Below are 14,034 nucleotides of genomic sequence, written 5' to 3'. Positions count from 1 at the left end.
CGCTAGCTTGCAGGACGCAAACGAGCGCGCCCGCCGAGCGTGTCGAGGTCGTGCAAGCAAAGGCGGGACGGCGGGACGGCCTCGCGGGCGAGATCGGCGACGCGCGCGTGGTGCGTGAAGAAAAGGACCTGCGTCTTCTGCGAGAGTTCGCCGAGGATGGAGAGCGCGGCGCGGGAGCGCGCGTCGTCGAAATTGACGAGGATGTCGTCGAGGACGAACGGAATGGGTTCGTTGTGCTCGAAATGGCGCTCCAGGCTCGCCATGCGGAGCGCAAAAAAGAGCTGATCCCGCGTGCCGTCGCTGAGGCCCTCGACGCCGACCAGGCCCCCCGCGGGCCTCACGCATTTCAGGATCGGCCGGCCCTCCTCGCCCTCGTCGTCTCCGCGAATCCCCACGAACGACCCGAGCGTGAGCCGCTCGAAGAGCTCGGAAGCGCGGCGCACGATCGGCCCCTGGTGTTTCTCCCGGTATTGCTTGATCTCGTCTTCGAGCAGCCGGTAAGCGAGGCGCGCACGGGCATACTCCTCGACGAGGGTCGCCATGGCCGCGAGGTGCTGCTCCGCCTCCTCTGCCGCCTCGGCCGCCTTGCCGCTGCCGTCGAGCAGGGCGAGCCGCTCTTCGAGCTTGCCGATCTCCTTGTCGATGTCGGCGCGCGTATTGCTCGTCGCCTCGTTCTTCAACTCGACCGCGTTGAGGGCGGTGGCGACGTCGTCGCCCGTGAGCCCCTGGCATTCGGCGACGAGCGCCTCGAGGCCGAGCCCTTCGCCGAAATCGAGGAGCTGTCGCTCCAGCGGGTCGAGCCGCGCCCGGAGGTCGCGCACCTCCTTCGATCGCTCCTCGGCGACGACGAGCTCGGAGACGCTCGTCGCGCGCGCCTCGTCGAAGAGCTGGGCGAGCTTGCGTTCGGCGGCCTTGCGCTTGTGCGTGACGTCCTCGAGCTCGCGTCGCTTCTCGTCGAGCTTGCCCGTGACCTCGCGCTTCTTGATGTCGTCCTTCTCGGCGAGGGAGAAGCGTTCGACGAGCATGTCGGCCGCTTGCTCCGTGGGCTCGCCGGCGAGGTCGGGCGCAGCGACGCGCACGACGTCGAGCACGTTCGCGGAAAACCTCTTGGAGTCCTGCTCGATGCCCGCGATGCGATGCCGGATCGCGCCCGCTTTCTCGCATCGCTTCGTGAGCTCGGCCCAGAGCCGCAGGACCTCTTCGGCCTCGTCCGGGCGCGTGGTCCGGGCGAGATCCATGCTCTGCATCGCCTCGGCCCACGAGGCCGACCACGCGTCGAGCTCGGCCTGCTTCTTCGTGAGATCCGCCTTGAGCTGCGCGGACTCGGCCGTGCGTCGCGTGAGCTCCTTGTCATGGGACTCGCGCTCCGTACGCGCCCGCGCGGCGCGCTCGCAGACCGAACGTGCCCGCTCCATCAGCGCCGAGAGAGAGGCTTCACCCGGCAGGGGAGCGCCGAGGAGCCGCGCGAGCGCCTCCTCGTGATCCGTGCGCAGCGTGCGCATCGACGCGAGCTCGGCCTCGGCGGCCATCCAGCGCGCGCGGTCCTCGGCGAGCTTCTCGTAATGCACGAGAAACCCCTTCATCTCCGCAGGCGAGAGCGGCGCGATCCCGGAACGCGACCACTCCTGTTGCCACCTCGCGCTCTCGGCTTCGCGCGCGGTCGCGAGCGCCGCGAGCGAGGCCGAGAGCTCGTCGATCTCCTGCAGGAGGCTCGCGCGCTCGAAGGACAACGTCGAGACCTTCGCGACCCGATCCGCCTCGTGGAACAGGCGCTTCGCGAGTTCGTCGGCGTGCCGCACGCGCGCCTCGTAGTCGAGCACCATCTCGATGCCGACGCGCGCGGGAGCGGCGCGGAACGTCGCGACGTCTCCTTGCTCGATGACAGGATCCGCGAGGATCGAGCGACGCATCGCGACCCAGAGCGCATCCCGATGCTCACGCGCCGCCGCGACCTCGTCCTCCGTCGGCACGGCCCCGCCGCGCCGCGTGCGCTCGAGCTCCCGATCCACGTCCGCGAGCTTCTTGCGGCGATCCGCGAGCGTCTGCGAGAGCCCGCGCGCCTTCGCCTCGTCGTCGGCGAAGGCGCGTTCGAACCGCTCGATGGTCTCACGCGACGGCAAGGGCAAGGCCCCGATGCGGTCGAACGGCAACTCGAAGAGCGCGAGCGCCGCGTGCTCCCTGCGCACGCGCGCCCCGAGATCCTCGGCGACGCGCTCGCGTTCCCGGATGAGTTTGTCGAGATCACCCTCCCGCTGCGCGCGTTCGACGGCGCGTCCGAGATCGGCGACGTCGGCGAGCGGAGGCAACCCCGCGCCGCGCTGTCGCTCCTCGGCGAGCCTCGCCTCGACCGTCGCGAGCGCGCTCTCCGCGGCGCGGACCTGAGCATCGAGCGCCACGTGCTGCTTGACGAGCCCGCGGACGCGCAGCTCCAGCGCCGCGGGCAAACGCCACGCCTCGGCTTGTTCCGCCGTCATCGACCGACCGAGCCGCGCGCAGATCGCGCGCACTTCGTCTTCGATTTGCCGGAGCTCGCCGCGGAGCCGCGCCCCGTCGCCGCTGGCTTTCCGATGGCTGCCGAGGTCCTCCTGGATCTTCCGAACCGCTTGCGCCTTGTCGAGGAGCTGCGCGGGGACGTCGAGCGACACGAGCTTTCCTTCGAGCTCGGCGATCTCGGCGCGGAGCCGATCTTCCCACGGGCCCGCGTCGGCGATCACGGCCTGCGCGCGCCGCCGATCCTCGGCCGCGGTCTCGGGCAAGAGGACGACATCGCGGCGCGCTTCGAGCGAGAGGAGGATCTCGGTGCGCTCGGCGATGGGCCGGAGCGCGCGCTTGATCCGCGAGAGTCGGCGGTGCTCGCGCAGCAAGCTCTCCCGCTCGGCCTGGGCTGCGGCGGCGCGCTCGCGCAACGCGTCGAGCTCCTTCTTGTGCTCCTCCCAGGCGCGCACGGGCTGCGAGAACGTCTTCTGATCGTCCTTCGCCTTCTTGAACTTCTCGATGACGTGGTTGAGCTTTTTCGTGCGGCCGCGCGGGACGAAGATCTCCTCGGCGCGTTGTTCAAGCTTGCGCAGGAGCGAAGAGAGCCCGGTTTGCCCGAGTCCCGCGCCGAAGAGGCTCTCGCCGAGATCGCCGCGCCCCTCGACGAGCGCGCGTCCGCCTTCGACGAGGCGATCGTGCGAGAGGCCGAACATGGTCTCGAACTGCCCCTGCTCGAGGTTGCCGAGCAGGCGCCGGAGGTGCTCTTCCTCGATCGGCGCGTCCGTACGATCTCGTAGGGTATTCTTGCGGCCCTTCGTGCGGACGATCGAGAGCTCCTCGTCGTTCTCGCTACCGATGCGCCCACCGATGCGGAGGTCGGGCTTCTTATGGCGATGATCGTCCGCGGTGCGCTCGGGGATGCCGAAAAAGAGGCCCGTGACGGCGCGTAGCGTGGTGCTCTTGCCGGCCTCGTTCGAGCCCACGACGACGTGCAGCGCGCGCGCGGGCGAGGAGAAGTCGAGGAGCAGGTCGGAGAACGGCCCCCAGCGGAGCAGCTCGAGCGCGAAGATCTTCAAGGCGCTTCCCCCTCCGGGAACAGCTCGGGCAGGAGGTAGTCCGGTAGCTCCGAGACGAGACGCCGGACGACGTCGATCTCCTTGATCCGCGGGCCCACCTCGGCCTGGAAATACTCGGGCGGGAGCTTCGCCGCGATGTCGTCGAGCTCGCGCCCGAGCTTGCCGAGCTCGACATCGTCCTCGACGATCCATCGAAGCTTGCTGAGGAGCGCCCCCACGGGATCATCACGCTCGGCGTGCGCGTCGAGATCGGCGAGGGTGCGCGTGCGGACCTGGACTTTCTCGACCCAGACCTCGCCGAGATCGTTCGCGAGCGTGCAGAGCTCGGTGCGGAATTTGTCGGGGTCACGCGAGAGCGCGGCGTGCGCGCGGCTCGGGCCGGTGACGGCGACACGCGCGCAGAGGTTACGGCCCATCGCCGCGTCGACCTCGCGCGAGAGCGCGGCGCGGCAAAGCTCGAGGACGTCGTCGGGCGAACGCGCGGGCGAGGCGTCGACCTGGCAGGCGGCCCAGCGCGCGACGTCGAGGATGCGGTGCTCGACCGATTTCACGCGGCCGTCCTCGACCGTGACGAGGCTCGCGCCCTTGGGCCCGGTCTCGCGGGCGTGGCGGCCCTGCAGGTTGCCGGGAAAAACGATCCAGGGGGTTTCGTGGAGGACCTCGCGCGCGTGGACGTGCCCGAGGGCCCAGTAGTCGTAGCCCTTCTGGACGAGCGACTCGACGCGGCAAGGCGCGTACGGCGCGTGCCCCTCGCGGCCCTCGGCGGCGGTGTGGAGCAGGCCGATGTTGAAGTAGCCCGTCCGCGGACCGGGGTAGGTCTGGGCGAGGTCCTCGGTCGTCTCGGCGCGGGCGTAGCCGCGGCCGTGCACGGCGACGCCGACGTCGTCGAGGACGATGGTCTCGGCGCGGTCGGTTCGGAGCTCGTGCACGTCCTTGGGCAAACGGAGGATCTTGCTCTTCGCGTCGTGGTTGCCGCGGACGATGAAGACGCGGATGCCGGCGTCGCGCAGGCGCGCCATCTGCCGGACGAAGAAGAGGCCCGTGTTGTAGTCGGTCCAGTCGCCGTCGTAGAGGTCGCCGGCGATGAGGAGGAAATCGACGGATTCGGCGATGCACGCCTCGACGAGCGCTTCGAGGGCCCGCCGCGTCGCGCCGCGGAGTTTGTCCGCGGGCGCCCCTTCGTATCGATCCAGCCCGCGCAGAGGACTGTCGAGGTGGATGTCCGCCGCGTGAAAAAACTTCATCAGGGGCCGCGGATACTACCCGCGGCGCCCCGCTCGGTCGATCGATTTACTCGACGGCCTGTGCCTGTTCGATCGCGTCCTCACGCCGATCGCGCAGGTTCACCGCGAGCACCTTCTTGCGCACCCGCACGAACTCCGGCGTGACCTCGACGAGTTCGTCGGCGTCGATCCACTCCATCGCGGTCTCGATCGTGAGCAGCCTCGGGCTCGCGAGCAGGACGTTCTCGTCCTTGCCGTGGTTGCGGATGTTGGAGAGCTTCTTCTCCTTGATCACGTTGCAGTCGGTGTCGTTCGGGCGGTTGTGCTCGCCGCAGATCATGCCCTCGTACACCTCGACGCCCGGCACGATGAAGAACGTGCCGCGCGGCTGCAGGTGGTGGAGCGCGTAGGGCGTCGCGACGCCCGCGCGATCGGCCACGATGGCGCCCGTGGGCCTGCGCATCATGGGCCCGCCCCACGGCGTCCAGCCGTCGAACATGGTGTTGAGCAGGCCCGTGCCGCGCGTCGACGTGAGGAACTCGCCGCGGAAGCCGATGAGCCCACGCGACGGGACCTGGAACTCCAGGCGCGCCCGGCCAAACCCGGGGTTCGTCATCTTCACCATGCGCCCGCGCCGCGACGAGAGGCGCTCGGTCACGATGCCGACGTACGTCTCCGGCACGTCGATCACGACGAGCTCGACGGGCTCCATGGCCTGCCCCTCGATCTCGCGCGTCACGACCTCAGGGTTCGAGAGCTGCATCTCGTAGCCCTCGCGCCGCATCGTCTCGACGAGGATCGCGAGCTGCAGCTCGCCGCGGCCGAGCACGAGGAACGTGTCGGGCGAATCGGTCGGCTCGACGCGGATCGCCAGGTTCTTCCGGGCCTCGCGCTCCAGCCGATCCTTGAGCTGACGGCTCGTCAGGAACTTCGACTGCTTGCTCTTGCCCGCGAACGGCGAGGTGTTGACGCCGATCTTCATCTTGATCGTCGGCTCCTCGACGACGATCCGCTCGAGGGCCTCGGGGCGCTGCGGATCGGCGATCGTGTCGCCGATGTTCACCTCGAGCCCCGCGATGGCCACGACCTCACCGGCCTGCGCGCTCTCCGCGTTGACGCGCTTCAGGCCCTCGAACGTGAAGAGCGCCTTCACCGCGCCCTTCGTGACCTTGCCGTTCTCGCCGAGGACCACGACCTCGCCTGCCTGCCGGATGCTGCCGCGCGCAATGCGCCCGACCGCGAGCCTGCCGACGTAGTCGTCGTGCGTCGTGTTGCAGACGATGATCTGCAGCGGCTCCTCGGGGTCACCCTTGGGCTCGGGGACCCGCGCGAGGACCGTCTCGAAGAGCGGAACGAGGTTCGTGAGCTCGTGCTCGAGCTCGCGCTTGCACTGGCCGAGCTTGCCGATCGCGTAGACCGTGGGGAAATCGGTCTGCGCGTCGCTCGCGCCGAGGTCGCAGAAGAGGTCGAAGACCTCGGAGAGGACCTCGTGCGGACGGGCGTCCTGGCGGTCGATCTTGTTGATGACGACGATGAGCGGGAAGCCACGCTCGAGGCACTTCGAGAGCACGAAGCGCGTCTGCGGCAGGGGCCCCTCGGCCGCGTCGACGAGCAGGAGCGCGCCGTCGGCCATCATGAGGGTGCGCTCGACCTCGCCGCCGAAGTCGGAGTGTCCCGGGGTGTCGACGATGTTGATCTTGACGCCCTTCCAGCGGACGCTCGTGTTCTTCGCAAGGATGGTGATTCCTCGCTCGCGCTCGAGGTCGTTCGAGTCCATCACGCGCTCGGCAACCACCTCGTTTTCGCGGAAAGCGCCCGCCTGGCGGAGCATGTGATCAACGAGCGTGGTCTTACCGTGGTCGACGTGGGCCACGATGGCGATGTTGCGGAGATCCTTGCGGGCCATTTTGGGGGCCGCTCCTAGCACGCGCTTTGTGACGAGGCGAGCGAACCCGGCGGGCCGCGCACGAGCGATGGCCTTCCAGACCAAGGGCTTTTCCGGCATGGTGCGCGACGAAAAAAATGTTGGATCTGGACGTCTTTCGGCAGCTCGCCGAGGAGCTCATCCCTTTCAACAAGTGGATCGGCGTCAAGGTCGACCACCTCGCGCGAGGCCACGTGACGCTGTCGATCCCGTGGCGTGACGAGCTCATCGGTGATCCCGTGCGCCAGGCGATCCACGGCGGCGTGATCAGCATGCTCGCCGACACGGCAGGCGGGCTCTGCGTGTGGACCGCGATCGAGAACCCCGCGCTCGGTCGGGTTTCGACGGTGGATCTGCGCGTCGATTACCTCCGGCCCGGTCGACGCGAGACGCTCGTCGGCGACGCGACCACGGTGCGCGTCGGCGCCAAGCTCGGCTGGGCCGACATCCGGCTCTACCACCCGAGCGACGCGTCGGAGCTCGTCGCCACGGCCCGCGGCGTCTACGCGCTGAAGAACCCGAAGCAGCCAAGAGACGCCTGACCCCCCCCGGCGTCCTCTTGGCCATCGGCGGGCGAGCGAGGGTATCCTCGTCGCATGCGACCTTTGACCATGGCGCTCGTCGCCTGCCTCTCGGGCGCCGCGTGCGCGACCGCAGCCGGGCAAGCCTGGGTGCAAGGCGAAGGCGAGCCCGCGCGCGAAGCCGAGCATCGCGGTTGGTCGGACACGCGGGGCGCGCGGGCGGGGTTTCTCGAAGCCGAGCGCGCGCCCGAACGAACGCCGGCCACGCCACGCGACACGACGCCCGCGGCCGCTCCCACGCCGAACGCGGAGGAGGTCGTGGCCATCACGGCGCAAGGCTCGGGCACGACGCCCGCGGCGGCCTTCCGCAACGGCGAGCGGTTCCGCAACACCTATTACGACTTCCCGAAAGAAGACGCGGGCCCGAAGAACGCGACGATCTACGACGCGAGCTGCAAGCCGATCACGCTCGTCACGCAGGACTTCCACGATCGCGTCTGCGTGCAGGGCAGCGGCCGCCTCTCGACGGGCGAGACCGTGAGCTTCGCCAAACGCGACTGCGACTGCGCCGCGGTCTGCCCGCGCACGAACCAGAAGATCTGCTTCGAGCGTCTCGACCCCGCCCGCTTCCCCACGGGCCGCGGTGCCCTCGGCAAGCCGATCACGCCGCTGCGCTCGGTGGCCGTGGACTCGTCGGTGATCCCGCTCGGGACCGTGCTCTTCATCCCCGAGTTCAAGGGCGTGAGCCTGCCCGAGGGCGGGCGCCACGACGGCTGCTTCGTCGCCGAGGACCGCGGCATGAAGGTCGTCGGAAGGCAGATCGACGTCTTCACGGGAGATCCCGCCGCGACGATCCGCCTGAACGGGCTCGTGCCCTCGAACCGCGGCGTACGCGTCTACGCAGACGACGCGCGCTGCCGCTCGCTCGTCGCCCGCGGGCCCTGATCCGCGTACTGCGGCCGCGCCAACCGTTTTCCAGACGCCCGCGAAATCCACACGGTCATCGGAGTGCCCCGTTGCGCCCCCGCGCGCACCCTGGCACGCTTTGGCCGAGTCGCCGCGCATGGCTGCTTCGCCCCCTGCCCCCACGACCGGATCGCCCCTCGTCGTCCCTCCGGGGCTCGTACCGACGGCGGAAGCCCACCTGGTGCAGACGCCGCTCCTGCACCTCTACGTGTACCTGCTCGACAAGCTCCTCACGGGGACGCTCGTGCTGACCACGAAGACGGGCGCGCGCGCCGCGGTGTCGTTCGACGAGGGAACGCCGACGCGCGTGATGGATCTCGCGGGCACCCGGTACGCCGAACGAACCCCGCTCGAGCGGGCGATGATCAAGCTCTGCGAGGTCGAGGCCGAGACGCGGTACGCGTTCTACGCGGGGCAAGACCTGCTCGCGGAGCGGGGCACGGAGGTGCCGCGGGTCGAGCCGCTCGCGGTGATCATGGCCGGCGCGCGCGCGTTCGTCGGGGCGCCGCAGGCCGAGGCAACGCTGCGCCGGGTCGACGACGTCCCGATGGGGATCGCGAACGGGGCGACGCCGGAGCGGTTCCGGCTGACGCCCGAGGAGCGCGCGCTCGTCGAGCGGCTCCGCAAGCAGCGGACGACGCTCGCCGACCTCGTGAAGACGAGCGGCGTGCCCCCGCGCATCGTGCGTGGCGTGGTCTACGGGATGACGATCACGCGGCATCTGGATTTCGGCGGCTCCACGCGCCCACCCGTGGGGCTCGAGCGCGCCGCCGCCGCGCGCACCGCGATGACCTCCGACCCGTACGGGTGGCGACCGACGTCGGGCACGACGGGCCCGCAGTACGTGGACCAGACCGGGACGCGGCCGCGGGACGAGGTGATACGCGCGGCAGACCCGACCGGGCCTCTACAGACCGTCAAGCGCGAGGGGACCGGGCCGCTCCAGGCCATCAAGCGCGAGGGAACCGGGCCCCTCCAGGCCGTCAAACGTGCGTCCGACCTGACCGGGCCGATGCCGCCCGACAAACCCGCGCCCCCGAACAACGAGAAACGCCGCGCCGAGATCGAGGCCAAGCTCGCCTCCGTTCCGAACGAGGACCATTTCCAGATGCTCGGCGTCCCGCGCGACGCGACGTCGAGCGACGTCCGGAACGCCTATTTCAAGCTGGCGCTGGTGTACCATCCGGACAAACTCCCGAAGGATCTGCACGACTTGAAGCCCCGGGTGGCGCGGCTCTTCGCGTCCATCAACGGAGCCTACGCGGCGCTGAAGGACGACGCGGGGCGCGCCCAGTACCTCGCGTCGCTGAGCGGCGCCGTGCTCGACGAGCAGGCCCAGATCGAGCGCGCCGTGAATGCCGCGCTCGAATTCGAGAAGGCCGAGGTCTTCCTGCGAAAGAACGACCTCACCTCTTGCGAAGCCTCCGTGCGGCGCGCCGTCTCCGCCGATCCCGAGCAGCCCGCGTACATTGCCTTGCTCGCGTGGGTCGTGGCGAGCCGGCGGCCGCTCCCGCCGGTGCCCGAGGAGGGCAAGACGAACAACGTCTACGACGACTGCATCACGCAGCTCGACGGCGTCCTCAAGGCGGAGCCCGATTACGAGAAGGCGCTGCTCTACCGCGGCCGGCTGCTCAAGCTCGCCGGGCGTGTCCACCAGGCGTACCGGGACTTCAAGCGCGTCACGGTCGTCAACCCGAAGAACATCGAGGCGGCGCGCGAGGTGCGTCTCTACGAAATGAGGCACCCGCCCGAGGACGACGGACCCGGCTCGAACCCCGGCCGGGGCCTGCTCGGCAAGCTCTTCAACAAGAAGCGCTGAGCATTCCCCGCCGGGATTCGCAGGCGTTCAGCCGCCCGGACAGGTGACGAGAATGCCGCCGCCGGACAAGCTGTCGCAGGAGAACTGAAAGCACGGGTCGTTCAAGCACGCGCAATTCGGCGTGCTGCCGCACGCGGCGGGGATCGGCTCGCAGTGGTAGGAATCGGGGTAGCCTGCGACGTCCGACGTGGTCTTCTGGCAATACTCCGTGGCCTTGTCGCAGAAGTTGTGGCCGCAGGGGAAGAGCCCCTCGGGCGGCTCGCAATTGCCGAGGTCCGAGACATCATGGCCCGCCTGTGCGGCGTCGCAGGGATTGCCATACACCATGCCGTCGCACGCGCAGGTCGGGAAATATGCGTCCGGGCACCCTTCCGGCCGCGGTTTGCAAATGCCGGTGAGGTCGGTATCGCCGCACCGATCATTCGGATAATCGCACCACTCGCCGGGTCCACACATGAGCCCGGCGAACCCGCCACACGGCGCGCCGCTGGAGCCGCCGCCCATACCGCCGACGCCGGAGGACGACGACGAACCGCCGGCGCCCCCCTGACCGCAGGAATCGGCGCCGCAGCCGCCACCGCCGCCCTGACCGCCGCCCATACCGCCCGAACCGCCCGCGCCCCCGCCCGAGCCACCCGAGCCATTGTTCGAATCGACGAACGACACGCTGCAGCCGCCGAGCAGCAAAACACAAAGCGAAGCTGCGCCCAACCATCCATGCAAAGCCAATCGCATCACGGCCTCCAGACACGCCCTTCAGCAAGCGTAATGCCACAGCGTATCACGTTCTTTTGAGGCCCACCGCGAATGCAAAGGCAGGCCGCGATGTCGCGGCGTTGGCCCAGCCTGCGCCAGAATGATCAGCGCGCCGCGGCCACGGAGGTCCCGAGCGCCCGGAGCGCGCGGCAGACCGTCTCGTCCCGGCAAGGACCGACACGCCCGCCATGCAGCGCCCACGGCACCTCGCGCACGAGCGCAGAATCCCGCACGTCCGGCCCGCGCCAAGGCTCGAGCGCACGCGAAAGCCGCGCCTCCCGCTCGGTCGCCGCCGGCAGCGAGAGCGTGATTTGCGGCAATATACCGACCTTCTGGACCGGCGCGCCATCCGGCAAAGAAAAGAGCAATGTCGTCAAACGAAGGACGCCCGCGTGTGCCTCGTCGTCGAGGTATTCCTGCGCGCAGCCTTTGCCATAAGTCCGGTCTCCAATGACCACACCACGGCGATAACTGGCGAGCGCCCCCGCGATCATCTCCGCCGCGCTCGCGGAGTCGCCGTCCACGAGCGCCGCGAGCGGACCCGAATACGACTCTTCCGCAGGGACCTCGGGCGCGCGCTCGACCTCGACGCCGCCATCACGCCGGCGCATCGGAAAAAGCGCCGCGCCGGGGAGGAAATGGCCGAGCGCCGCCATGGCGCCATCCGTCGAGCCGCCGCCATTCGCCCGCAGGTCGAGCAGCACGCCGCGAATGTCGTGCGCATCGCGGACACGCGCGAGCGCCGCGCCGATGCGATCGCCAAGGTCGTCGGGGACGTCCGGGATCGTGACGACGGCGACGCGACCGTCCGCGTATCGGACGATGTCGAAGGGCAGCTCCGGGGGTTCGGCCGGAGGCGCAGGGCCTTCCCGCGCAGGCGCGGGCGCGGGCGCGACGACGAGCTCCAAGGGCTCTGCGACATGGGGCCGGAGGATCGTCACGGACGCCGGCGGGCCATGCGGCGCGCCTTCGACGAGGGCGCTCTGCTCGGCCTGCTCCACGCTCATGCCCGTGAGCGGCACGCCCCGCACGGAGAGCACGACGTCGCCGTCGAGGAGCGGCGCGAGCGCGCCCCGATCGACGCGGACGCCGAGCGCCGTCCGCGTCATCTCCGACCAGAGGCGCAGCGGCGGGTTCGTCTCGAGGTCGAGGTCGTAGATCGAGATCTCCTCGTCGAGCGGCGCCCACGCGCCATGCGCGTCGAGCTGAGGCACGTACGCGCGCACCGCAGCCGCGATGACCACGCGGCCCCAGGCCTCGGCCGTGAGATCGGGGAAGAGCCGCTGGCTCGCCGCCGTGACGTACGGGTCGAGCGGTGCGCCGTACGCAGCCCGCGCCGCGCCGACCTCACGCCCGAGCTCCCGCGCAAGCTCACGGCCATTGCGCGTGATCGGACCGTCCTCGAAGGGCGCGGCGGTCACCGTGCGCCAGACCTCGGCGGGCGAGCGAGCGCGGCCTTCGGGGCGGCCTTCGCGCAGGCCCTCGTCGAACGACACGCGCAGCGTCTTCATCCAGGTAGCGAGCGAGGCGCCGACCACGTCCGCCGCGGCGCAAGGGTCGCCATTCGGCGCGGCCTCGAGCTCCCGCAGAAGTCGCTCGCCTTCGCGGCGCACGAGCGGCGCGACGGGCGCATCCGGCGCGACGGACCAGAGCCCGTGCGGGTCGAGCCAGTCGACGACCCCATCGGCAAACTTTGCGGCTTCGACGTCGGTGACCGGCGCCGCGAGGTTCGTGCGGACCTGCGCGATGATGGTCCGCGCCGCCTCGCAGGAGAGCGCCGCGGGCGCGCCCGTCGGAAGGACGAGTCCGCCACCCGAGGGCGCGCCGCACTCCGCGCCGAGGGCCTCTTCGTCCACGACGTCGAGGGTGCGCAGCGACCACAACGCGATGCCGCGTTGCGCGGGCCTTGGAGGCTCGGCCGGCCGGTGCACTGCGACCGCGAGGATGGCGGTGGCAGCAGCGAAGTACCACCCTCTGGATGCGAGACGCCTGCCCACGTGTGTCTGGAAAGGGTGTACCACGCCCGAGGCGCGGGGGTGAAAACGGCGTGCGAACATCTCGAGGAACGAGGGGTGCGCGTGGCCCCCACAACGCCGGGGCGCCGCTCGCGGATTCACGCAACCGTTTCGCGCCCCTGGGGCGCCCCGTGACGTTTGCGCGAAACGAGATCGGCCGGTTTCGAGAAAGAGCCTGATTTGCGTACGGCATCGGCCCTGCATTGGCGGGCCGTGCGCCTTCCCCACCCCGTCGTCGCAGAGGCGGCGGGAACGCCCCGGGGCGCGAGGAGTCCCCATGGCCGAGAGCCGAAGTCCCGCCGTCTTCGCTCACGCTCCGCGCCAGCGCGAGCTCGACAAGCGCGAGCCGTTGACCCCCGAGCTGGAACGCGACCTCGCCGAGCGCTTCCGGAGCGGAGACCGCGACGCGGGTCGCCGCATTGTTGAGGCGTGCCTGCCCTTCGTGATGACCATCGCCCTCGAGTACCGGCGCTGGGGCATCCCGGTGGAGGACCTCGTCCAGGAAGGCAACATCGGCCTGCTCAAGGCGGCCGAGCGCTTCGACCCGTCGCGCGGCTGTCGGCTCGTGACGTACGCCGCATACTGGATCCGCGCCGAGATCCGCGAGCACGTGGCACGCGGCTACCGCATCGTGCGCCTCGGCTCTTCGAAGAGCGAGCGTCGCGTCTTGCGCATCTACCGCCGCACGCACGAGCGGGATCCGGACGTCCTTGCCGCGCAGAGCGGCCTTCCGCGCGAGCGCGTGATGGAGCTCCTGCCGCTGCTCATGGCGCGCGACGTGAGCCTCGACAAGAAGAACCCCGAGGGCGACGCGCCACTCGACCGGCTCTCCTCGCCACTCCCCTCGCCCGAGGATCAGGCGTGTGAGGACGAGGAGCAGCGGCAGGTCGCCACGGCGTTGCGGCAAATCGTCACGGAGCTCTCGCCGCGCGAGCAAAAGATCGCGAACGCGCGCTGGCTCAGCGAGGACCCGGCAACGCTCGAAGAGCTCGGCGCCGACTTCGGCGTGAGCAAGGAGCGCGTGCGGCAGATCGAGGAGCGCGCGAAGAAGCGCGTCCGCGCGCGGCTCACCGAGCTGCTCCACTAGAAGCATCGCAAACCGCCGCGCCGGGGCGCTGCCCCGGGCCCCGCGGGGGCTGTTCGCCCCTCGACCCGAACCAGGGCAAGCCCTGGACTCGGGGTGGAAGAACTGCGCGATGCGCAGTTCTTCCAACGGGCCGGTGGTACACCGTTGCCGGTTGAGATGTCAGCGCCGCTGT

General features: G+C 70.1%; 9 protein-coding genes. 4 read left to right on the top strand and 5 right to left on the bottom strand.

What is annotated here, in order from left to right:
• Window positions 1-2: 2 nt before the first annotated feature.
• The 3 genes from KEG38_RS17945 to typA are packed head-to-tail and all read right to left on the bottom strand — an operon-like array spanning window position 3 to window position 6,680.
• Entirely contained in the window at window positions 3-3,551 is a 3,549-nt protein-coding gene (locus tag KEG38_RS17945; protein ID WP_272420917.1) for a YhaN family protein, read from the bottom strand.
• Window positions 3,548-4,795: a metallophosphoesterase family protein gene (locus KEG38_RS17940; protein ID WP_272420916.1), complete on the bottom strand. Its 1,248-nt coding sequence runs from the start codon at window positions 4,793-4,795 to the stop codon at window positions 3,548-3,550. Before KEG38_RS17940 ends, KEG38_RS17945 begins: the two co-directional genes overlap by 4 nt.
• A 46-nt stretch (window positions 4,796-4,841) precedes the next feature.
• A complete protein-coding gene (typA, locus tag KEG38_RS17935; protein WP_272420915.1) occupies window positions 4,842-6,680 on the bottom strand; it encodes a translational GTPase TypA in 1,839 nt (612 codons plus the stop codon).
• Between the two features lie 116 nt (window positions 6,681-6,796).
• Between typA and KEG38_RS17930 the strand changes: the two genes are divergently transcribed.
• From KEG38_RS17930 to KEG38_RS17920, 3 genes are all read left to right on the top strand, one after another.
• Complete coding sequence (locus tag KEG38_RS17930; protein ID WP_272420914.1) at window positions 6,797-7,240, top strand: hotdog fold thioesterase; 444 nt, start codon at window positions 6,797-6,799, stop codon at window positions 7,238-7,240.
• Between the two features lie 54 nt (window positions 7,241-7,294).
• Entirely contained in the window at window positions 7,295-8,164 is an 870-nt protein-coding gene (locus KEG38_RS17925) for a 3D domain-containing protein (protein ID WP_272420913.1), read from the top strand.
• Window positions 8,165-8,282: 118 nt separating this feature from the next.
• Window positions 8,283-10,004, top strand: a complete 1,722-nt coding sequence (locus tag KEG38_RS17920) for a DnaJ domain-containing protein (protein ID WP_272420912.1) — start codon at window positions 8,283-8,285, stop codon at window positions 10,002-10,004.
• Window positions 10,005-10,031: 27 nt separating this feature from the next.
• On the opposite strand, the gene KEG38_RS17915 is transcribed toward KEG38_RS17920, so the two are convergent.
• Together KEG38_RS17915 and KEG38_RS55545 are read right to left on the bottom strand one after the other, a co-directional pair.
• On the bottom strand, window positions 10,032-10,739 hold the full coding sequence (locus KEG38_RS17915) for a hypothetical protein (protein ID WP_272420911.1): 708 nt from the start codon (window positions 10,737-10,739) through the stop codon (window positions 10,032-10,034).
• A 125-nt stretch (window positions 10,740-10,864) separates the two neighbouring features.
• A complete protein-coding gene (locus KEG38_RS55545; RefSeq protein WP_272420910.1) occupies window positions 10,865-12,616 on the bottom strand; it encodes a S41 family peptidase in 1,752 nt (583 codons plus the stop codon).
• A 436-nt stretch (window positions 12,617-13,052) separates the two neighbouring features.
• Between KEG38_RS55545 and KEG38_RS17905 the strand changes: the two genes are divergently transcribed.
• On the top strand, window positions 13,053-13,862 hold the full coding sequence (locus tag KEG38_RS17905) for a sigma-70 family RNA polymerase sigma factor (RefSeq protein ID WP_272420909.1): 810 nt from the start codon (window positions 13,053-13,055) through the stop codon (window positions 13,860-13,862).
• Window positions 13,863-14,034 lie beyond the last annotated feature (172 nt).

This window comes from Polyangium jinanense, from assembly GCF_028435265.1.
Taxonomy (GTDB): domain Bacteria; phylum Myxococcota_A; class Polyangia; order Polyangiales; family Polyangiaceae; genus Polyangium; species Polyangium jinanense.
Note: the sequence above shows the minus strand (reverse complement) of the source record. Positions and strands in the feature narration are given on the sequence as shown.